The organism is Saccharopolyspora cebuensis, assembly GCF_039542665.1.
Taxonomy (GTDB): Bacteria; Actinomycetota; Actinomycetes; order Mycobacteriales; family Pseudonocardiaceae; genus Saccharopolyspora; species Saccharopolyspora cebuensis.
In genome coordinates this window covers 512,669-533,218 of the sequence record NZ_BAABII010000010.1, presented here as the reverse complement: position 1 = coordinate 533,218, position 20,550 = coordinate 512,669, and the positions used below count along the sequence as shown (strand labels likewise).

Here is a 20,550-nt window from a genome sequence, read left to right as displayed (position 1 = left end):
CTGTGCTCGAGATCGTGCACACCCGGGCCCGGCGCGGACACCGCACCGAAGCAGGAACGCTGGCGGCGCTGGCGCTGAGCGCCGAGCAGCGCAAGCAAGTCGCACTGGTCCTGGGCACCGGATGGGAACTGTCGGGCAAACCCGTCCGGCTCCAGGATCTCGCTGCCAGACTCGCCGAACATCAGCTGACCGTGCGGGGCTTGGTCGAATCGCTCTGGGGCGAGGAGATCGAACCGGACCGGGCCCGCCGGGACCGGGAGCGGGATGCGGCGGAGGCTGAGCGGGAAGACGCCCTCCGGGCCCTGATCGTTGCGGGAGCGGCACGGTCCGACGTGGAGCAGTGGTCGGCAGGTGGCGGTCTGCCGAAGCCTGGAACCGGTGAGCTGACAACCCTGGTCGAACAGATCACGGCCGTCCTCTCTCGACTTCACCACGCGAACGGCGGAATCCGACTCGGGCAACTCGCCGCGGACCTCTCACACGATGCCCACACCCTCGACGCGGACAAACTCCTGGGACGCGCAACAGCCCGCCTTCTCGCCATCACAAGCGGGCTCCCACGGCCCCAGCGCGCCGGACGAGCGTGGCGCGCCGCGTGGGCGAGTGCAGGCGTTCTTTGCGACGGTGTCTCCTCCCGCGTGCTGGCGTTGAACCTTCCGATCAGCGGAGATTCCGCCGCAGCACGGCTGTGCACCGCAGCACCCGGGGAGCCGATCTGGCTGACCCTCCGGGCCCTCACCGGGGCTTGGACCGCTCCCGCCTGCGACATCTTCCTCTGCGAAAACCCCACCCTCGCTGAGGCAGCGGCAGACGCGCTCGGCGTGAGGTGCCCACCGCTGGTGTGCACTGACGGGGTCGCCTCCGGCGCTGCGCTCGACCTCCTCGCAGGATTCGCCGAAATGGGTTGCACGATCCATGCACGGGCGGACTTCGACACCGCCGGCTTCACGATCGCAGACCAAGTGCTGTCGGTCGCGCCCCACGCACGGTCCTGGCGGTTCGATACGCGAACCTACGCACGTGAACGAGGCTTGAGCCAGCAGTACGATCCTGCCGAGGACCTCGCGTCGGCTGTGATCGGGCTGCGGAACGTATACGGCCAAACTCCTGTCCCCGTGCACGAGGAACGTCTGCTGGACACTCTGATCGCGGACCTCGCTGCCACCGGACGAACGCCCGATGTCACCGCCATGCGCCAGCAGAGCTGCTGAGTTCCTGCTCCCCGGGAGAAGATCTCGCGCCTCGTTCACGCCGGATCTTGGTGTCGGACTTTCGGATTCCGCCTTACTGACCACGCATCGCCCGGCGCCGTCGCGGACGACGGCCATAGTCGACGGGGCCACCAGAGCAGAATTCCGGCTGCGCTCGGTGCGCTGGTTGCGTTCGGACACCGACGCGCGTGGCCGCGCCGCACGGACCTGCGACTTTGGTCGAACGTGGTGGAGTTCCCGACCGCCCGGGGACACGGCTTGAAAAACCCGCACCGCACACCTGGTTCCGGATCAACAAAGATCGTCCTGCCGAATTCTGGAAATTCGCGGAAAGAATTCGCCGCGCCCGGATCACGAATGCGGTCGGCGGTGACCGTTGACAGCGGAAACCGCTTGTGCTTGACTTGTCCGTACACTTACCAACCGATCGGTCAGTAAATAAGTCGGTCGCGGTAGGCGCCCGGATGGCGCAGCCACGACGAGCCTGAAAGCACGCGCGCCTCCGACGAATCGGCGGTCGTCGCCCCGATCGCTGCGACGGCGTGGCCCGGTGACGCGCACCCGGCCGCGGACGCCGAACCCGCTGCCCGACCGCCACCGCCCGAGCCGAGGAGAGCGATGACCCATCCCCGCAAGGTGAGCCGCCGTACCGCGCTGATGGCCGCCGCCGCTCTCGGTGCGGCCCCGCACGCTCCGGCCTTCGGGCAGACGCGCGCCGGGCAAGAGCGTTCCCCGGCGCCCGGCATCACGGTCATCCGGGACGACTGGGGCACCCCGCACGTCTACGCCGACACCCGGCGCGAGTTGTTCTTCGGGTACGGCTACAGCATCGCCGAGGACAGGTTGTTCCAGCTCGACATGGCACGGCGCTCCTTCACCGGCCGGGTCGCCGAGGTGCTGGGGCCCGACTGGATCGAGCACGACCGATCGGTGCGCTCCAGCGCGGACCAGGGGTCGATCCGCTCCCAGTACGACGCGCTCCCCCACCAGGAGCGGGACATCTTCGAGGGCTACGCGGACGGCGTCAACGCGCACATCGACGAGGTCCTGGCCGACCGGGAATCGCGCCTGCCCAAGCAGTACCACGACAGCGGCTTCGACCCCTCCGGCTGGAGCGGCATGGACGTCGTCATGATCTTCGTGGGCACGATGGCGCACCGCTACTCCGACGGCACCCAGCAGCTCGACAACCTCGCGACCTTGCGTGACCTCGTCGCCCGGCACGGCGAACGGACCGGGAAGGCGCTCTTCGAGCAGATCGTCTGGCGCGACGACCCGAAGGCCCCGACCACGATCCCCCCGTCTCAGCCCGAAGAAGCGGGTCCCGCCCACTTCCCCCTCGGCATCGATCCGCGCCAGTCGGAACTACCGGTCGTAGCGGTGGCGCCGAATCCGCGGTCCGCCACGGGGCCGAGCATGAACCCGGCGGAAGCGATGCTCGCGGGATTCGCGGCCGCGGGAACGGGCCAGCAGGGCCCCGCGCGGTTCAGCAACGCCTGGCTGATCGGCGGAGCCAAGTCCGCCTCCGGCGGGTCGATCCTCGTCAACGGCCCCCAGTTCGGGTTCTTCCAACCGGCCTACACGTATTCGATCGGCTTGCACGGCGCCGGGTTCGACCTCGTGGGCAACACCCCGTTCGGCTATCCAGCCGTCCTGTTCGGGCACAACGGCGACATCGCGTGGGGATCCACCGCCGGTCTGGGGGCGACGGTCGACCTCTACGCCGAGCGGCTCAACCCGGACGACTCGCGGGAGTACTCGTTCGACGGTGCGTACCGGCGGATGGCGGAGCGCACCGAAATCATCGCCGTGCGCGGCCAGGAGCCTGTGGAGATCACCGTGCGCTCCACGGTGCACGGTCCGGTGATCGCCAGCGATCCGGACGCGGGCGTGGCCTACAGCAAGAAGCGCTCCTGGGCCGGGTACGAACTGGATTCGCTGCTGGGCTGGATCGACTCCACCCGCGCCAGGTCCTGGCCCGCGTGGCTCGCGCAGGCCGCGCGCAACGCGACCACCATCAACTGGTACTACGCCGACCGCGGGAACATCGGCTACGTGCACACCGGCAAGTACCCGCGGCGCCATCCCGCGGCGGACCCTCGCCTGCCCGTTCCGGGGACCGGCGAGTGGGAGTGGCGTGGCCTGCACCCGTTCTCCTGGAACCCGAAGGTCTTCAACCCCGCGCAGGGCTACCTCGCGAACTGGAACAACAAGCCGGCACCGGGCTACGAAGGATCGGAACTCTGGTCGTCCGCCGACCGCGTGCGGGAGATCGACGACCTCCTGCGCGACCGCGCCGAGCTGACGCCGCAGCAAGCCTGGGACATCATCCGGGAGACATCGACCGTCGACGTCAACGCGCGCTACTTCCGGCACCACCTGCGGGATTCCGTGGCCCCGATGCCGGAGGGCTCCAGAGAAGCACGGGCGGTGCGACTGCTCGAGGAGTGGAACGGGTCCCATGTGGACTCGGACGGTGACGGGCGGCACGACCACCCGGGCGCAGCGATCATGCGCGCCTGGCTGGGCCGGATGATCGAGAGGACCCTCGCCGGCGACCTCCCGCCCGCCACCTACCAGCGCTTTTCCGATTCGGGGTACCTCGACTCCCCCGCTGACGTGGCTTCGGTCAACGTGGGGTCCGGAACCCGGTTGGTGCACAACGCGCTGCTGGGTCCGGAATCGGGCATCGCGCAGCACTTCGACTTCTTCCACGGGCGCGACCCGCTCACCGTCGTCCGAGAAGCGCTCAGCGCCGCCTTGGACGATCTCGAAGCCGCGTTCGGACCGGACATGGCGGCTTGGCTCCCGCCGGTCGTACCCACCCTGTTCGATTCCCGGAACTTCGTCGGAGTACCGCAGTCCGGTGCGGATGAGGCCATCGAGCGTGGCACCTTCCTCAACCGCGGCAGCGAGAACAACATGATCGCCCTCGAACCGGCGGGAGTCACCGCCGTCGAGGTCGCAGCACCCGGCCAGAGCGGGTTCGTCGCACCGGACGGCTCGACGACCCGGCACTACCGGGACCAGCTCCCCCTGTTCTTCGACTTCAGCCACAAGCCGGTGCGATTCACCCACCACGAAGTGCTCGGCCACCACGAATCGATCCGCAGGCTCAGGTAGCGGAGGACGGCCGCGTGGTGCCCGACCGTGTCGACGACTTCGGTGCGATCACGGCCGCTTCGTCCACCGCTGCGGCTATGGAGCAGGTGTGAACGAACTCGACACCAGTGTTCGGTCCGTCGAGCGGCGCCCGGTGGCCGGGCGGCGCGGCTCTGCCGTGCGGGCGGCAGCCGCGCCGCCCCGGGTCAGACCCGTGCGGGGTCGGTCTCGTCGGTGCAGCATTCCGGCGCCTCAGCTTCGACGGGTGCGGAGCTGAACGTGGCGGAGTCGGCCTTGACGACGTAGACCTCCCAGGGCTCGCGCCCGGGGCCGTGCACCCAGACCTTGTCCTGCTTGGCGTAGCAGCAGGTCGAGTCCTGCTCGACATCGGTGAACAGCCCGAGCGAGCTCAGGCGTTCGGTGGCGTCGTTGACGTGTTCGGTGCTCTCGACCTCGATGCCGAGGTGATCCATGACCGTGTCCTGACCGGACTCGCCTTCGAGCAGGACCAACTTCAGCGGGGGCTCTGCGATGGCGAAGTTGGCGTAGCCGGGCCTGAGCTTGGCCGGTCCCGCCCCCAACAGCTTCGAGTAGAACGCGATGGAGCCTTCCAGGTCGCCGACCCGGAGGGCCAGTTGCATCCGAGACATCGGAACTCCTTGTTTCGATGAGAATCTAACCAGGCTGCGTGGCCAGCTTGTCCCTTGTCTCGATGGATGTCAAGATAGATGCATGTCGAATCAAGGGCGGGATGATGGGCTCTGCTGCTCCCCCGTGATGCGGGAACCGCTGACCGCCGAACGGGCGAGCGAGTTGGCGCGGGTGTTCAAGGCGATCGGCGAGCCGGTACGGCTGCGGCTGCTGTCGCTGATCGCCTCGCACGCGGGCGGTGAGGCGTGCGTGTGCGACCTGACCGGCGCGTTCGAGCTGTCCGGCCCGACGATCTCGCACCACCTCAAGGTGCTGCGGGAAGCCGGCGTGATCGAGGGGGAGCGACGCGGGACCTGGATCTACTACCGCGTGCGCCCCGAGACCCTGCGGTTGGTGTCGGAGACCCTCGCCCCCGCCGGCGGGGAAGCCGTCCCCGCATGACCGGAACGACCCACGAGCCGGCGGTGGTCGCGAGGCTGTCCACGCTCGACCGGTTCCTGCCGGTGTGGATCGGCGTGGCGATGCTGGTCGGACTGCTGGCCGGGCGCTGGATCCCGGGCTCGGCACGGCCCTGGGCGTGGTCCAGATCCGGGGCCTCCCTGCCGATCGCCCTCGGGCTGCTGGTGATGATGCACCCGGTGCTGACCAAGGTCCGCTACGGGCGACCGGCGCCTGCTGCTGTCCTCCCTGCTCTTGAACTGGGCGTTCGGCCCGCGCTCCTCGGCTCGTGGTCGAGGTCGGGGGCGTCGGGGCCGCGCCGCGGGGTGCTCGCCTCCGCTGGCCGCAACTCTCTCCTTACGAGAGACGAGGGCGTGGCGCACCGTCGCATGGTCCCGGTCAGATGAGCGCGGGATCACGCCGCGGTGGGGCGAAAGCTCGATCGCGCCGGTCGATCAGGATGCTCAGCGTTGAGGCCGCTTCGCACTCGCGGACTGCTTCCGCGTGCGCTTCGGGGCGAGGTGGCTGCGGAGGGTGGCGGCGAATTCCTCGGCGATGCGCAGCCTCGCGCGCAGGTCTTCGCAGGCGTTCTCGGCGGTGGCGCTGAACTCCGCCAGGCGCGCCTCGGGGTCCTCGATCGCGGGGCTGTCGGGCGTGGGGTCGAGGATGGCCAGCAGGTCCCGCATCTCCTCGAGCTGGAAGCCCAGCGGTTTCATGCGCTTGATCAGCTGCAGCCGGTCGATGTCGGGTTCGGTGTAGAGGCGGAAGCCGCCCTGGCTGCGGGCGCTGGGCACGACGAGCCCGACCTCGTCGTAGTAGCGGATCGTGCGCAGGGACAGCCCCGTGCGTTCGGCCACCTCACCGATCTGCATCCGCTCGCCCACGCCGATCCTCTTCCGTCTCGCTGCCGCACAAGACGCGGCCATCTCATGCGTCCAGGGGTACGACACTACCTTCGCGCGCAGTGCGGGGTGGCCCTGCTTCCAGGCGCGCACCGGCCGGTCGGCGGTGTCGCCCCCGTGAGCGGCAACTGATCACCTTCACCCGCGCCTTCCTCGTCGAAGCGCCCCTCCTCGTCCTCGATGAGGCGACCAGTTCGGTGGACGCACCAGCTTCGTCATCGCGCACCGGCTGTCCACCATCCGCGACGCCGACATCATCCTCGTGATGGCGGACGGTCGCATCGTCGACCAAGGCACGTCTGCTCGCAGCCGGAGGCTCCCGCGCACGCCTGTGGGCCGCCCAGTCCGCACCAGCGGCAGCATGACGCGCGCGCGAAGTGCGCGGCGAGCGCGACACCGTTCCGGCGGGTCCGCTTGTCCGGGGCGAGGGAGTCGTGGCGTTCAACCCGGAAGCAGACGGCGTCGCCGGTGCGCGGCAGCCGCGGGTTCCGCGTGCTCCTGCGGTATGCGCGGCCAGATCGATGCCCGTGCTGTGGCGGTGAAGCGCGAGACGCGGGCCGGCTGACGGTCGGCCCGTGCGGGTGGGCCGGCCGCGGGGGTACGGAGGACACCGCCCGCGGCCGGACCGCTTTCCTGGTACGTCTCCGCGGAGGACCGGTTCTCGTGCGGCGGGGACGTGCCCAGGCCCGTTCCAGTCGTGGTGGGCGCCGCCCGGGGGAGGTGGCGAGCGCCGCACGGTGGTGCCGACCGGAGCAGGACTCATTCCGGCGGGAGCGCCGGAAGGCGTGCGGTGCTTCAGATGTCGACGGGTACGTCGGGCAGGAATTCCCAGAGATCGCGGACATCGCTGAACTGGCGGTGCGGTAGCCGGCGCAGCAGTGCGATGAGCTCGGAGCGGGCGTGGGCGTCCTCGGCGGCCGCGATGATCTGGTGCGTCGTGGTGGGTGGTGGGGCGAAGGCGTTGTCGATCGCGTCGAGGATCTCCATCCGCGACACCGGGCGCTGCGCGCGTTCGTCGACCTGCACGAGCATTACCCTACATTAACGTCAGTGTAGTGTTGTAGGGGTGTCGCTGGCTTCCGGATGAGCACGGGGAAAGCGCGGGCGGCCCGCCGTGCCCGGCAGAGCGGCCGGAAGCGAACGGGTGCTGCCGGTGCGGCCTCGGTGACGCGGGAGCCGAGTCGTCGGCGAAAGGACCCGGCCTGTGGCCAGGCGGATGCAGATCGGTGAGGTGGCCGAACGCACGGGGCTGTCCCTGCGCACGATCCGCTACTACGACGAGGTCGGGCTCGTCGTGCCCAGCGCCCGCAGCCAGGGCGGCTTCCGCCTCTACACCGAACCCGACATCGACCGGCTCGGCACCGTGCAGCGGATGAAGCCGCTGAACCTGCCGCTGGAGGAGATGCGGGAACTGCTCGACCTCCTCGACGCCGCGGCCGGCCACCGCGTCGGCGGAGGCTGCTTGGGCGCGGCCGGGAGACGCCGGCTGCAGGAATTCGCCGACCGGGTCGAGGATCGGTGCCGACGGCTGCGGGGCGAGGTGGCAGCGGCCGAGGACGGTGTGGCGGCACTGCGATCGCGCCTGCCCGCCTGATCGCGCACCGCCCCGGTGACGCCACTCGGTCGGCCTCACCGCTCGCGCCGCCTCGGTGGTGATGCGGCGTGGAGCCGGTACAGGGGCCGTGCCGCGAGCTGGAGCAGCACGACACCGGGGCGGAACAGCTGGGGACGTCCGTCGACCTCGCCGGCGGTGATCCTCCGCAGCCCGAGGACCACCGGGTTGTGCGTCCGGTAGTGGCCCTGGGCCGGGGATCGCGGGTCGTGCGTCAGCGCCAGTCCGGCCCCGGTCGGCTCGACCACCACTCCGGTGCTCCGGTGCTGCGCCGTACCGGGATGGCGCGACCAGCTCAGCGGGCCTTCGAGGCGCAACTGGCGGGTCACGATGTCGGGGGCCAGGCCGGGGAACCGCACGCACACCACCGGCCTGGGCCGCATCACCAGGTCCAGCGGCGCCGCTTGGTCGCAGGCGAGGTCGGCCACGACGACCGGCGCCGACCACAGGGCTCCGCAGCGCTCGGCCGCGGTGGTCAGGTTCCCGCTGGCCGCGATCACCACGCTCGGCTGCACGTGCCGGGTGAGCGTGCCCAGCGCGGGTTCGGGCGCGAGCGTCTCGACGGTGACGTGCTCGGTCTCGAGCATCGTGATCAGTTCGTCCCGGGCGGCGAGGCTCGCGCGGTCGTAGGCGTGCAGGAGGACGGCGGAGCTGCCTTCGCCGAGGCGCAGGGGCGCGGGCGCGTGCTGGGCGGTGCCCGGCAACAGGGTCCCGACCGCCCGCACCAGCGCGTCCTGCTCGGGGCGGAGCCCGAGGGTGGGGGCCGACAGCGGTTTCGGGGTATCGGCCTGCATGGCGACCCTTTCCGGTGCGGGACGAGGCGGCATGCCGACGCACCGGTCACCGCGTGCGCGGGATGCGGGGTGCGAGCCGGTCGGCGAGGGCGCGGATGCGGTCGGCGTTCTCCAGGCGTTCCAGCCAGGTGACGGGCAGGCCGTGGATACCGGTGCGGGCCCCGGCGAGAGCCCCGGCCATCGAGGCGATGGTGTCGGTGTCACCGCCTGCCCTGATCGCGTACCGGATGGCTTCGGCGGGATGGTCGGGATATCGGAGGAAGGAGTGGAGGGCCATGGGCACCGAGCGGATCGCCGTGGCGTCGTTGCCCAGGAGCGAGGCCGCGTAGCTCGGCGAGGCGGTCGGCGGCATCGCGCGGATCTGGTCGATCCGGCCGTGCCAGCTCGTGCTCGGCAGTGCCCGGCTGAGTTCGTCGAGGTAGTGGTCGCGGTCGAGGGGCCGCACGGGATCGCTGTGCAGCGCGAGGAACACCGCGCACGCTTGCAGCTCGGCGCCCTCCCGTCCGTGCTGGTGGGCGTGGGTGACCTTCGCGGTCCGGTCGGCGAGCTGGGCCGCGTGGGTGAGGCTGGTCGCGATCAGCGCCAGAGCGGCCACGCGCATCGCGGCGCCGTTGCCGTAGGAGCCGTGTCCCCCGAAGCAGGCCCGGGTGGCTTCCGGCCACGGGACTCCTGCGGCGACCAGTTCGAGGACCTGGCGGCTGCCCGCTCCATAGCCGCGCCAGGGTTCCGCCTGCCACGCGCGGGCGAGATCGGTGGCCAGCGCGTCCTCGTCCACCGGGGCCCGGTCCCGCCGCTGGACCAGGTGGCGGGCGAGCACGATGGTCTGGGCGGTGTCGTCGGTGTAGCGCAGCGGTTCCGCGGCCCGGTCGTGGGCTACCAGGCTCGGTCCGCCCACGACGTCCTCGCCTTCGAATCGTGCGCCGAGCGCGTCGCCGAGCGCCGCGCCGAGCAGGGTTCCGCGCGCTTGGGCGGTGGTGTTGGCGGAGGGCCGCGGCACGGTCACGACAGGCCCTCGGATGCCGGGGCGGCGAGGCGGAGCGGTGGCCGGGCCGGTGTGCCGACGCGGGTGCGCCCGCGTTCGGACCGGGGCGGCGCCTCCTCGGTGCAGCCGGGGGCGGGCGGCTGGAGCGCCACCGGGCCGCGGCTCGTGCGTGGGTGGTCGGCACTCGCCAACAAGCGTCCGTCAACTCCTCTCGAACGGCCGCACCTGCGGCGCGGTCGGAAACCCTCCGGCCACCGACCGGAGGGACCTGCGGGCGATCGGATCGGCTCGTGGCATCGAGCTCCGCATCCGGCGCTGGGTGATCCGCTCCGGCCACGTCTCCGCCAGCCGGGAACAAACCTACACTAACGTAAGCGTTGAGTCTGGTGGACTCCGCGGGCCGCCGACGCGACCGGGGTTCGCCAGGCGCCCGCTCCGACCGGCGCACCTTTCTGTAACGTGAGGGTAGAGTCTGCATGTGGGAGGGAAGCGGCGTGACGGAACAGGTCTCCCCCGCGGCCCGGCCGGGCGTTCCTGGTACGACCAACGCCGGGGCGCGGACCCGGGAGCACGGCGGACCGGCCCTGCGGGAAGCCCGGCGGCGTCGCACGTTCGCGGTGATCAGCCATCCCGACGCGGGCAAATCGACGCTGACCGAAGCGTTGGCGCTGCACGCGAAGGTCATCGCCGAGGCGGGAGCGGTGCACGGCAAGGCCGGACGCCGCGGTGTGGTGTCGGACTGGCTGGAGATGGAGCGCGCACGAGGGATTTCGATCACCTCGGCGGCCCTGCAGTTCGCCTACGACGACTGCGTGATCAACCTGCTCGACACACCGGGGCACGCGGACTTCTCGGAGGACACCTACCGGGTCCTGTCCGCCGTCGACTCCGCGGTCATGCTGCTCGATGCGGCCAAGGGCCTGGAGCAGCAGACCTTGAAGCTCTTCGACGTCTGCCGCCACCGCGGCATCCCCGTGCTCACCTTCATCAACAAGTGGGACCGGCCCGGGCGCGACGCGCTGGAGCTGTGCGACGAGATCGAGCAGCGCATCGGCCTGCGCCCCATGCCGTTGACCTGGCCGGTGGGCGAGTCCGGCCGGTTCCGGGGCGTGCTCGACCGGAGCACCGGTGAGTTCGTCGGTTACGAACGCACGGCCGGTGGTGCCACCGTCGCAGCCGAATACCGGTTGGCGGCGCAGCAGGCGCACGACGAGTTCGGGCCGGACTGGCGTCGTGCGGTCGAGGAGTCCGAGCTGCTCTCGGCCGCCGGGGGCGACTTCGAGCACGCGCCCTTCTTCGACGCGACCGCCACGCCGGTGCTGTTCGGGTCAGCGGTCCGCAACTTCGGCATCGGGCACCTGCTCCAGCAGCTCGTGGCGCTGGCCCCGCGTCCCGCGCCCCGACCGGACGTGCGGGGCGAGCAGCGGGCGCTGGACGCGCCGTTCTCGGCGTTCGTGTTCAAGGTGCAGACCGGGATGGACCCGGCGCACCGCGATCGCGTCGCCTTCGCGCGGGTGTGCTCCGGGACCTTCGAACGCGGCATGGTGGCCACGCACGCCGCGACGGGCAAGCCGTTCGCGACCAAGTACGCCCAGCAGGTCTTCGGCCAGCAGCGCGACACCCTCGAACGCGCCTATCCCGGCGACGTGGTCGGCTTGGTCAACGCCAGTGCCCTCGGTGTCGGCGACACCCTGTACTCGGGCAAGCCCGCGGTGGAATTCCCCGGCATCCCGAGCTTCGCCCCCGAGCACTTCGCCGTGGTGCGCACCACCGATCCAGGACGGTCCAAGCAGTTCCGCCGGGGGATCGAGCAGCTGTCCCAGGAAGGCGTCGTGCAGGTGCTGCGGTCCGACAAGCGCGGGGAAGCCGCCCCCGTGCTCGCCGCGGTGGGGCCCATGCAGTTCGACGTGGCCGTGCACCGGATGGAGAACGAGTTCCGGGCGCCGGTACGGCTGGAACAACTGCCCTACCGGGTGGCCCGCATCCTCGCCGACGCCGGCCAGCGGGTCGTGGTCGACACGCGCACCAGCGAGGTCCTCCACCGGCCTGACGGCACTCCCCTGGCGCTGTTCGCCGATGACATGGCGCTGCGATCGCTGCTGCGGAGGTATCCGGAACTCGAACTCCGCCCCGTGGTCGGCTCCGGGAACGCAACACCACCCCGGTGATCCGCGGCGAACGCGCCCGCCTTCCCGCTGTCCCGCCCAGGAGAAAAAAGCCGTTGCACTTCGACTCCGGCACCGGGCAGGCTCGCGGGGTGCGAGCGAATGTGCTGCCCCGGGTGGATCGGTCCGATGCCGGCGTGGTCGTGGTCGGTTCCGTCTACGCCGGGACGCCGGCACGGCAGCGCACCCTGGCCGAGGCCACCCTGGCCGACGTGGAACGCGGTCCGCTTCCGGACGGCCTGCTGGCGGTGAGCTGCTTCCGCAGCGGCGACGGCGAGACCGTCCTGGCGTACGCGCAGTGGACCGACGAGGCGGCCCACCGCGCGTACGCGGCGACGAGCGGTCCGGAAGCGGGTGGCGTCGACCTGCGGTCGGCCGTGCGGTACCGGCTGGACCGCAGTACGGCCAGCGGTGGCGGATCGCCGGGGTGCCTGATCACGGCGACGTTCGACGTCGACGGCCCGGGGCGGCAGCGGCACATCACCGACGCGCTCCTGGAGTGCTCGGCGCGGTTGGGGGGCTTGCCGGGCGCGGTGTCGGCGCACTTCCACCACAGCCTCGACGGCAGCCGGGTGCTCAACTACGCCGAGTGGACCGACCTCGCCGCGCACGACGCCGCCGTGGCCGCCGCCGACCTCGACGAGCTCTACCGGATCAGCACCGAAACACCCGGCGTCCGCCCCACCCGCGGTCGCCACTACCTGCTCCACGCCGCCCTCGCACGGTGAGCGCAGGCCGCGCCGCCCGGGCAGGACACGAGCGCACGCCCGCGGGCGCGGGACGACCGTCCCACCCTCCTCTCACGTGAAGGTACCTTCGGTGGGCACCCGGGGACACCGTCGTCCTCGGTGATCCCGCGCGGGAACGAGGGAGGCCCGCGGTGAGCGCCGTCCCGTGCCACCCCCGGGGCCGCCGCGGCCACTCGACGGCGCCCGGCGCGATCAGCGCGGCACGGGACCCGCCGACCTGTCGCAGTCGGCGACGACCGTCCGCGCGGCCCGGGAACATCGAGCGACCAGGGAGGAATCCCGCGTGCACCACACGCCCGCGCAGTCGACGACCAGGACCGCGGCCCCACCGGATGCGGACCCGCGCGGCTACACGGCGAGGGTCGTCCTCGCCGCGTCGGTGGCCCTGGCGCTGACCGCACCCGGCCAGACGGCAGCCCTCTCGGTGTTCATCGACCCGCTGATCGAGTCGTTGGCGTTGTCCCGGACCGAGGTCTCCGCCGCCTACTTCGTCGGTTCGCTGTCGGGGGCGTTCGTCCTGCCCGTGCTGGGACGCGCGATCGATCGTTTCGGCCCCCGGCTCATCATGGCTGCCATCGGCGCCGCCTTCGCGGTGTTCCTGCTGGCCTCCAGCGCCGTCACCGGGCTGTTCGGGCTCACCGCGGCGTTCATCGGTCTCCGGGTCGCCGGGCAGGGCGCGCTCAACCTGGTGGCGACCACGACCGTCGCGGTCTACGGCCACCGCCGGCGCGGCTTCGCCACCGGCCTCACCGCCGCCGTGGGTACGGCGGGGATCTCCATGGCGCCCTTGCTGCTGGAAGGCCTGGTCGCGGACTTCGGCTGGCAGCGGGTCTGGATCTGGGAAGGCATCGCCGTGGCCGCCTTCGTCCTGCCGGCCGCCCTGCTGCTCCTGCCACGCGCGCCCAGAACCGCCGTGGCACCTGCGGTGGCGGACGAGGGCACCTCCGCAACCTCCGGTGGACCCGCCGTGAGCTGGACCCTGGCGGAGGCGATCCGGACCGGCATGTTCTGGATGGTCACCGCAGGGGTCGGCACGTGCAGCCTGATCACCACGGGGCTGACCTTCCACTTGGTGGCCGTGCTCGGCGAACGCGGGCTCAGCGCCACCGAAGCCGCGGTCACCTTCCTCCCGCAGACCCTCGCGGGACTGGCCGCCAGCGTCGTCCTCGGCTGGCTCGCCGACCACTTCAGCGACCGGGCCCTGATCATCGCCATGATGGCCATGCTGGCCGGAGCGACCGCCGGAGCCGGCTGGGTCCAACCCGGGTGGAGCGCGCTGGCCTACGGGGTCGCCCTCGGGGTGTGCGCCAACGGGGTCCGCACGCTCGAAGCGGTGGCCTTCCCCCGCTGCTTCGGCGTCGGCCACCTGGGCTCCCTGCGCGGAGTGGTGCATTCCGGCACCGTCGCGGCTTCCGCGCTCGGACCGCTCCTGCTCGCCCTCGGGCGTTCGTGGTCGGACTCCTACCGCCCCGTCCTGCTCCTGCTGTGCCTGCTGCCCGCGGCCGTGATCCTCATGGCGGCGGTCGTGCGGCGGCCACCGCCAGTGCCCCCGCGCCGCCAGACCGCAACCGAGTAGCGCCCGCCACCCCGGCGGGGCAGCGCCGTGCAGGGCCGGTGCCGACGCACGCACCATTACCCTATCCTGACGTAAAGGTAGAGTTGTCGTCGGAAGTCTGACTGGAGATGGCGTTGACCGACGTGCGGACGCAGGACGAGGAACAGGAGCGCCGGCACCTGGCGGACACGGTGCGTCGGCTGGCGACGGAGCTGGAGCGCCTCACCGGTTCCATCGACAGCTCCGCCAGGACCATCGAAGAGCAGAAGGAGCACATGTGGATCAACTGGCGCGACATGGACTTCGCCGAGAAGGCCGGCTACCGCCAGGAGGTGGACATGTCGGTCCGGTCGGTCGAGCACGCCGACCGGAGCCGCAAGCGCATCGAGCGGCTCCTGGGGTCCCCGTACTTCGGCCGCGTCGACTTCCGCGCGGACGATGAGGCGGGCCCCGGCACCTTCTACATCGGAGTGCACAACTTCTCGGACCCCGAGACCCAGGACGTCCTGATCCACGATTGGCGGGCGCCGGTGTCGAGCCTGTTCTACGACTTCGAGTCCGGGGCCGCCTTCTTCGACACCCCCGTGGGGACCACCCGAGGCGAGATCACGGGCAAGCGCCAGTACAAGATCGAGGACGGGCGCTTGGAGTACGTGATCGAGAGCGCGCTGAACATCGGCGACGACGTCCTGCGGCGGGAACTGAGCCGGTCCGCCGACGACAGGATGAAGAACATCGTGGCGACCATCCAGCGGGAGCAGAACGCGGTCATCCGCAACGAGACGGCCGAGGTGCTGATCCTGCAGGGCGTGGCGGGTTCGGGGAAGACGTCGATCGCGCTGCACCGAGTGGCCTTCCTGCTCTACCGCTTCAAGGACACGCTCTCGTCCGACAACGTCATGATCCTCTCCCCGAACAAGGTCTTCGGCGACTACATCGCCAACGTGCTCCCCGAACTCGGCGAGGAGCAGATCGCCGAGATCGACTTCGACCGCATCGCGAGCACGTTCCTCGCGAAGCTCGTGGACCACGAGACGTTCAGCGAACAGGTCGCTGGTCTCATCGACCACGCCGACGACGCGGTGGCCGAGCGGGTGCGCTACAAGGCGACACCCGGGTTCGTCTCCGAGCTCGACGCCTGGATCACCTCGCGCGCCGACGAGGACTTCGCACCCGCCGAGATCAAGCAGAAGTACCACCGCCTGTCGGCGGAATGGATCGCCGACGCCTTCGACGAGGCGCGGGAGCTCCCGGTGTTCACCCGGCTCGATCACGTGGCCCACCGCGCCGTCCGCTCGCTCAAGCACCGGGTCCTGGACAAGGGCGGCAAGTGGGGATCGGCCGACACCGCCGGCGTCCGCAGGCAGGTCCGCGCCCTGTTCCCGCACAAGGACGCGTTCGCCCTGTACAAGGCGTTCTACCGGGACCCGGCCCGGCGTCATCTGTTCAAGCCACGAGGGCGGAAGTGGATCGAGCACGCCGACGTGTTCCCGCTGATCTACACCATGATCAGGACGAGCAGGCAGGACGGCTACCGCCACATCCGCCACCTCGTGGTCGACGAGATGCAGGACTACACCCCGATCCAGTACGCCGTGCTGCGCGAACTCTTCTCCTGCGGCATGACGATCCTCGGCGATTCCAACCAGTCGGTGAACCCCTTCAGCTCCTCGTCCCTGCCGACCATCCACGACATCTTCCCGGAAGCCGATTGCCTGGAACTGCGCAAGAGCTACCGCTCCACGGTCGAGATCACCGATTTCGCCCAGCACATCTCCCGCAACGACAAGCTCGTCCCGGTCGAGCGCCACGGGCCACCACCCCGGGTCGTCGCCTGCGCCGACCAACCGGACCAGGAAGCGCGGATCCTGGCACTGATCGAGCAGCACCACGACAGCAGCCACCGCTCCCTGGGCATCGTCTGCAAGACCGTCGCCCAGGCCAAGGCGCTGCACCGCGCGTTGGCCGAGGCCGGGGTCGAGCTCACCTGCCTCGACTACGACAGCACCGCCTTCGCCGAGGGCATCGTCATCACCTCGGCGCACATCGCCAAGGGCCTCGAGTTCGACGCCGTGATCATCCCCCACGCGGATGCCGAGAACTACACCAACGACATCGACCGGTGCATGCTCTACATCGCGTGCACCAGGGCCATGCACGAGCTCCACCTCACCCACGCAGGGCCCGTCACGCGCTTCCTGGAGGGCGCCGGGGAACGAGACGGCCGCTCTCAGCTAGCACTGAGGTGATCCGTCCGAGTACCGGACCGTCGGAGGTCAGCGTGGCTTTTCCGCTATGATCAGCGCGTAGCCGAGGGTGCCGTTGGCGGCGGCTTCACCAGCGAGTCGGGTGTAGTCCAGTACGGCGTCTACGTTGATCCGGGCGGCGGCGAGCTGGTCGGCGGCGGTCATGCGGAGGAGTTTCAGCCGCGCTTCGATCATGTCGATCATCGACCGCAGTGCCTCGTCGTGGCGTTGGGCGCGGAGGGTGCGCAGTCCGGCGGCGGCGAGGATGGCGATGTAGTCGTCGATGGGGCGGGCGTCGGCGATGCACGCGACCCAACCGGCAAGGCCGGTGAGTTCAGCGGGGAGACTCTCGGGGTGCATGGTGATGTCGGTGATGCCGACTCGACCGCCAGGTCGCAACACGCGCGCGAATTCGACCGCCGCAGTGCGTTTGTCGGGAAACGTGCAGAACGCGCATTCGCAGACCACGACGTCGAACTCGGCGTCGGGGAGGGGAATTCTCTCCGCGTCACCCGCGTGGAAACGCACCGCGGGCGTGAGCCCGGCGTTCTCGATGGTCGCCCGCGCCTTGTCGACCGTGGTCTGGTTGAACTCGATTCCGTCGACGTGCACGCCACGTTGGGTCGCCAGGAACCGAGCTGTGGCGCCGGGACCCGCGGCGACGTCGACGACGCGTTGCCCGGGCCGAAGGTCGAGGGCGTCGGCCAAGCGCTCGGTGAGGGCTTGCCCTCCTGGGTGGTAGGACTCGCCGAGCAGGAGCGCCACCGCGTCGTTGGCATACGCGGCCGCGCAGCAGTTCTTGATCTGCGCGGCGTCGGCCGGGCTGTGTGGGGTGCTCACGATTCCACCGCCTTCTGCCCCACGTTCGTGCGGTCCTGCCCCACGACGCGGTTGCCGGTGTGCGTCGCGATCTTCGAACCGCAGGGCGAGTCGGTGACGATGGGCTGCAGTTCGGTCGCGTTCGGGACGACGTCGGCAACGCCGACGCCGGACATCTGGGCGCGGACTTGCTCGCGGTAGCCGACGGAGTTGTAAGCGCAGAACGGGATGATCCGGCCGTCGGGGGTGATTTCCTCCACGCAGCACTTCATGAGCTGCTTGACGTTGAGCGTGTAGGGGTCCTGGAAGTCCTGCACGACGATCATGAATGCCTTGTCGCCGATATCTTTGGCGGCTTCCGGCAAGTCGATTCCGCATGCTTCGCATTCAAGCTCGGCCGCGGTGGTCGCCAGCTTGGTGGCGGTGGTTTCGGTTCCCATGAAGGCCGACGCGCTCCAGAGCTTCTCCAGCGCTTCGCGGACCCCGGGGTCGGGCGTGACGCGGTTGGTCACATAATCCAGGTGGTCATCGAGGTTGATCAACCGCGGGATGGGCACGACATCGGTGCGCTCGCCGGTCTTGTCGACCAGCAGGTAGGTGATCGAGCGGCAGGTGGGAAAGCAGCAGGGCACCGGGAAGAAGTCGCTGGTGCGGAACCACTCCGAGCACTGCCCTGCCAGCAGTTCGATCACATCGGAGTTGGTCAGCCGGTTCAACGGGTCGAACTCGACGTGCCGTCCGGAGTGCGTGACCGGCTGGAACGCCACCGAGCGCACGGCGGGGTGGTCGATGCCGAAGCGGACGATGTCGCCGACCTCGTGCTCGTTGAGGCCGCGTTCGAGCGCGGCGACCAGCGTGACGGTCAGTCCGGCTTCGGCGCAGTTGTCCAGTGCCTTCCGCTTGCGGTCCCGGAGGTCCTTGCCGCGGATCTCCAGGTGGGTGCGCTGGTCGAAGCCGTCAAACTGCAGGTAGATGTTGACCCGCTTGCCGGGGCGGTTGCGTTCCCCGAGTGCCCGCACGAAGCGCTTGTCGGTGGCCAGGCGGATGCCGTTGGTGTTGAGGTTGACGGCCTTGATCGGCCGTTTCTGGGCGAGGTCGATGAAGTCGAGGATGTGCTTGTGGATGGTGGGCTCGCCGCCGGAGAACATCACGACCTCGGGTTCGCCCTCGGCTTCGACGAACACGTCGAGCATCCGCTCGCACTGCTGCGGGGAGATCGAGTAGCCGTCGGGCTGGTGGCCGGAGTCGGCGAAGCAGATCGGGCAGTCCAGGTTGCAGTTCGTGTTGACCTCGATGATGCCCAGGCAGGCGTGCTGCTTGTGCTCCGGGCACAGCCCGCAGTCCGACGGGCAGCCATCTTTGACGTCGGTCTGGAATGCCAGGGGAACCGTGCCCGGCTTGTTGAACCGTGCCGAGTCGAGGTACGCCTGCGCGTCGCCGTAGACCAGGGCCTCGAACCATCCGTGTTCGGCGCAGCGTTTGCGCAGGTACACCTTGTTGTCGCGGATGTTGACCTGGCCGTCGACGACGACCTTGCACACCGGGCAGATGCTCTTGGTGTACTCGACGAACACCTCGTCGCGATCCTGCTTCTGCTGCGCCACGCTGGAGCCCCGCTTCCGTCTCGGTGATCGACCTGCTCGCACAGCTCAGCAGCAAGCGGTCCTGATCGCAGCAGCACTGTTCACCACCGGACGCTTCGGCCGGGACCGCTCAGGTGCGGATCGTCCTCGCGACCCGTCCGGCATGGCCTCCGACGAACTGGGCCGCGGTCTGCTGGATGGCCAGTGACCAGGTCGGGTAGGCATGCACCGCCTGAGCGAGGCGTCCGGTGAACATACCGGTGCGCATGGCCAGCGCGGGTTCGTGGATCATCTCACCCGCTCGTTCGGCCACGATCGTGGCTCCCAGCACACGGCCACCTCCGACGTTGCCGAGCAGGCGGCGCGGGCCCGCGAGGAGTTTGACGAACCCGCGCGGATCGGCCGCGGTGATCGCCCGGTCCACCTCGGTCATCGGCAGATAGGCCGCCCTGGCCGAGATACCGGCGAGGTCGTGCTCGGCGGTGCCCACGACGGCGACTTCGGGTTCGGTGAACACCACCAGCGGGATCGAGCTCGGTTCGAAAGCAGGGCGGCGAGTGCGTCGCAGCCCAGCGGTGACGGCGATGCGCCCCATCGCGTAAGCACCGTGGGTGTGCGGGAACAACCCGGTGACGTCCCCAGCGGCCGAGATCCCCCGTGCGCTGGTGGCCATGTGCCGGTCGACCAGGACGAAATCCCGCTCGTCGGTACGGACGCCCACCGAGTTCAACGCGAGGTCGTGGGTGTCGGGGCGGCGCCCCGTGGCCACCAGAAGCCGGTCAGCGCGGACGGTCTCGCCGTCGTCGAGATCCAGCCGGACCTGCCGACCGTCCCGACCAGCCGCACGGGCTGTCGTGCCCGTGCGCAGCCGAACCCCGTCCTCGGTCAAAGCGTCGGACAGCGCTGCGGACGCCTCGGGGTCGAGGCCGGGCAGCACTCCCGGCTCCGTCTCGACGACCGTCACCTCGACGCCGAGCCGCGCGAACGCCTGGGCGAGCTCGCATCCCACGGCGCCCGCGCCCAGCACGGCCAGCGAGCCAGGCGCCTCGGCCTGGTCGAACACGGATTCGGTCGTCAGCAGGGGCACGCGGTCCAACCCGGGGATCGGCGGGACGGCCGGGCGGGCCCCGGTGGCGATGACGATCCGCCGCGCCGTCATCCGGCGACCATCGACGGACACCGTGCGGGCCGAGCTGAACCGCGCACGGCCCCGGACCACCTCGATGCCTTGCTGGCGCAGGATGTCGTCGTTCTCGGTGGCCGCGACGCGAGACACAGTGCGGCGAACGCGGGCCAGCGCGTCGCCGAACGACATTCCGGACGCCGCGGCGTGCAGCAAGGTCTTCGACGGCACGCAGCCGTTGAAGGTGCAATCGCCACCAGGTTCGCCGTCGGACACGAGCACGACCCGCAGTCCCGCCCGTCGGGCGGTGCTCGCCGCGGCCAGACCGGCCGCGCCGCCACCGAGCACGATCACGTCGCTGTCGGGCACCCTCCCAGTCAACCACGCAAGGTCAGCTTCCGCGCACCGGATTGTCGCCCTGGACCACTCCGCTCATCTCCGCGTTCGCGGAAACGACCGAGGTCGCGCCGCCGAGGACGGCACGGTCGCAGTCCCGTAGCCCACCGACCATGGCGGCCAGCGTGCTGTGGCAGGAGGACCTCACCCTCGACGGCTTCGTCCCGTGAGATCGTCCGGATTCAGCGCCGAGGACTCTCCGCACCCGACGCCACCCACGCG

At 70.3% G+C, this 20,550-nt stretch carries 16 protein-coding genes and 2 pseudogenes; 10 read left to right on the top strand and 8 right to left on the bottom strand.

Going from position 1 to position 20,550, the window contains the following annotated elements; genetic code table 11:
- Positions 1-2 precede the first annotated feature (2 nt).
- Both ABD976_RS16840 and ABD976_RS16835 read left to right on the top strand, forming a co-directional pair.
- The gene (locus tag ABD976_RS16840; protein WP_345364149.1) at positions 3-1,211 is read left to right on the top strand and encodes a DUF2399 domain-containing protein; all 1,209 of its coding nucleotides are present in this window, start codon (positions 3-5) and stop codon (positions 1,209-1,211) included.
- A 618-nt stretch (positions 1,212-1,829) separates the two neighbouring features.
- Positions 1,830-4,334, top strand: a complete 2,505-nt coding sequence (locus ABD976_RS16835) for a penicillin acylase family protein (RefSeq protein ID WP_345364147.1) — start codon at positions 1,830-1,832, stop codon at positions 4,332-4,334.
- Positions 4,335-4,519: 185 nt separating this feature from the next.
- Here ABD976_RS16835 and ABD976_RS16830 read toward each other — a convergent pair whose 3' ends face one another.
- Positions 4,520-4,963 carry an ArsI/CadI family heavy metal resistance metalloenzyme gene (locus ABD976_RS16830; RefSeq protein ID WP_345364144.1) on the bottom strand — a complete coding sequence of 148 codons (444 nt, stop codon included), beginning with the start codon at positions 4,961-4,963 and terminating at the stop codon, positions 4,520-4,522.
- Positions 4,964-5,045: 82 nt separating this feature from the next.
- On the opposite strand from ABD976_RS16830, the gene ABD976_RS16825 reads away from it, so the two are divergent.
- Together ABD976_RS16825 and ABD976_RS16820 are read left to right on the top strand one after the other, a co-directional pair.
- Positions 5,046-5,405 (top strand): ArsR/SmtB family transcription factor, encoded by a 360-nt coding sequence (locus tag ABD976_RS16825; RefSeq protein ID WP_345364142.1) that lies wholly within the window; start codon positions 5,046-5,048, stop codon positions 5,403-5,405.
- Positions 5,402-5,678, top strand: a pseudogene (locus tag ABD976_RS16820) (ACR3 family arsenite efflux transporter); the annotation flags it as partial. The gene ABD976_RS16825 and the pseudogene ABD976_RS16820, both read left to right, overlap by 4 nt.
- Positions 5,679-5,866: 188 nt before the next feature.
- Here the strand turns inward: ABD976_RS16820 and ABD976_RS16815 are convergent.
- Positions 5,867-6,286, bottom strand: coding sequence for a MerR family transcriptional regulator (locus ABD976_RS16815; protein WP_345364140.1), 420 nt, complete (start codon positions 6,284-6,286; stop codon positions 5,867-5,869).
- Between the two features lie 137 nt (positions 6,287-6,423).
- On the opposite strand from ABD976_RS16815, the pseudogene ABD976_RS16810 reads away from it, so the two are divergent.
- Positions 6,424-6,669 (top strand): annotated as a pseudogene (locus ABD976_RS16810) (ABC transporter ATP-binding protein); the annotation flags it as partial.
- A 430-nt stretch (positions 6,670-7,099) separates the two neighbouring features.
- Here ABD976_RS16810 and ABD976_RS16805 read toward each other — a convergent pair.
- A complete protein-coding gene (locus tag ABD976_RS16805; protein WP_345364137.1) occupies positions 7,100-7,336 on the bottom strand; it encodes a DUF2795 domain-containing protein in 237 nt (78 codons plus the stop codon).
- Between the two features lie 172 nt (positions 7,337-7,508).
- Here ABD976_RS16805 and ABD976_RS16800 point away from each other — a divergent pair, with 172 nt between their 5' ends.
- On the top strand, positions 7,509-7,898 hold the full coding sequence (locus ABD976_RS16800; RefSeq protein WP_345364135.1) for a MerR family transcriptional regulator: 390 nt from the start codon (positions 7,509-7,511) through the stop codon (positions 7,896-7,898).
- 35 nt (positions 7,899-7,933) lie between these two features.
- On the opposite strand, the gene ABD976_RS16795 is transcribed toward ABD976_RS16800, so the two are convergent.
- On the bottom strand, positions 7,934-8,710 hold the full coding sequence (locus tag ABD976_RS16795) for a hypothetical protein (protein ID WP_345364133.1): 777 nt from the start codon (positions 8,708-8,710) through the stop codon (positions 7,934-7,936).
- Between the two features lie 46 nt (positions 8,711-8,756).
- Entirely contained in the window at positions 8,757-9,713 is a 957-nt protein-coding gene (locus ABD976_RS16790; RefSeq protein WP_345364131.1) for an ADP-ribosylglycohydrolase family protein, read from the bottom strand.
- Between the two features lie 563 nt (positions 9,714-10,276).
- Here ABD976_RS16790 and ABD976_RS16785 point away from each other — a divergent pair.
- The 4 genes from ABD976_RS16785 (at position 10,277) to ABD976_RS16770 (ending at position 16,410) form a co-directional block, all read left to right on the top strand.
- On the top strand, positions 10,277-11,860 hold the full coding sequence (locus tag ABD976_RS16785) for a peptide chain release factor 3 (RefSeq protein ID WP_345364291.1): 1,584 nt from the start codon (positions 10,277-10,279) through the stop codon (positions 11,858-11,860).
- Positions 11,861-11,949: 89 nt separating this feature from the next.
- Complete coding sequence (locus tag ABD976_RS16780) at positions 11,950-12,585, top strand: hypothetical protein (protein WP_345364129.1); 636 nt, start codon at positions 11,950-11,952, stop codon at positions 12,583-12,585.
- 304 nt (positions 12,586-12,889) lie between these two features.
- A complete protein-coding gene (locus ABD976_RS16775; protein WP_345364127.1) occupies positions 12,890-14,182 on the top strand; it encodes an MFS transporter in 1,293 nt (430 codons plus the stop codon).
- Positions 14,183-14,289: 107 nt separating this feature from the next.
- Positions 14,290-16,410 carry a HelD family protein gene (locus tag ABD976_RS16770; RefSeq protein WP_345364125.1) on the top strand — a complete coding sequence of 707 codons (2,121 nt, stop codon included), beginning with the start codon at positions 14,290-14,292 and terminating at the stop codon, positions 16,408-16,410.
- Positions 16,411-16,437: 27 nt separating this feature from the next.
- On the opposite strand, the gene ABD976_RS16765 is transcribed toward ABD976_RS16770, so the two are convergent.
- The 3 genes from ABD976_RS16765 to ABD976_RS16755 all read right to left on the bottom strand — a co-directional run bounded on the left by ABD976_RS16765 (position 16,438) and on the right by ABD976_RS16755 (position 20,280).
- Positions 16,438-17,247 carry a class I SAM-dependent methyltransferase gene (locus ABD976_RS16765; protein ID WP_345364123.1) on the bottom strand — a complete coding sequence of 270 codons (810 nt, stop codon included), beginning with the start codon at positions 17,245-17,247 and terminating at the stop codon, positions 16,438-16,440.
- A complete protein-coding gene (locus ABD976_RS16760; RefSeq protein WP_345364121.1) occupies positions 17,244-18,830 on the bottom strand; it encodes a radical SAM protein in 1,587 nt (528 codons plus the stop codon). The genes ABD976_RS16765 and ABD976_RS16760 overlap by 4 nt, the downstream gene beginning before the upstream one ends.
- Before the next feature lie 109 nt (positions 18,831-18,939).
- Positions 18,940-20,280, bottom strand: a complete 1,341-nt coding sequence (locus ABD976_RS16755) for a dihydrolipoyl dehydrogenase family protein (RefSeq protein ID WP_345364289.1) — start codon at positions 20,278-20,280, stop codon at positions 18,940-18,942.
- Between the last annotated feature and the right edge of the window lie 270 nt (positions 20,281-20,550).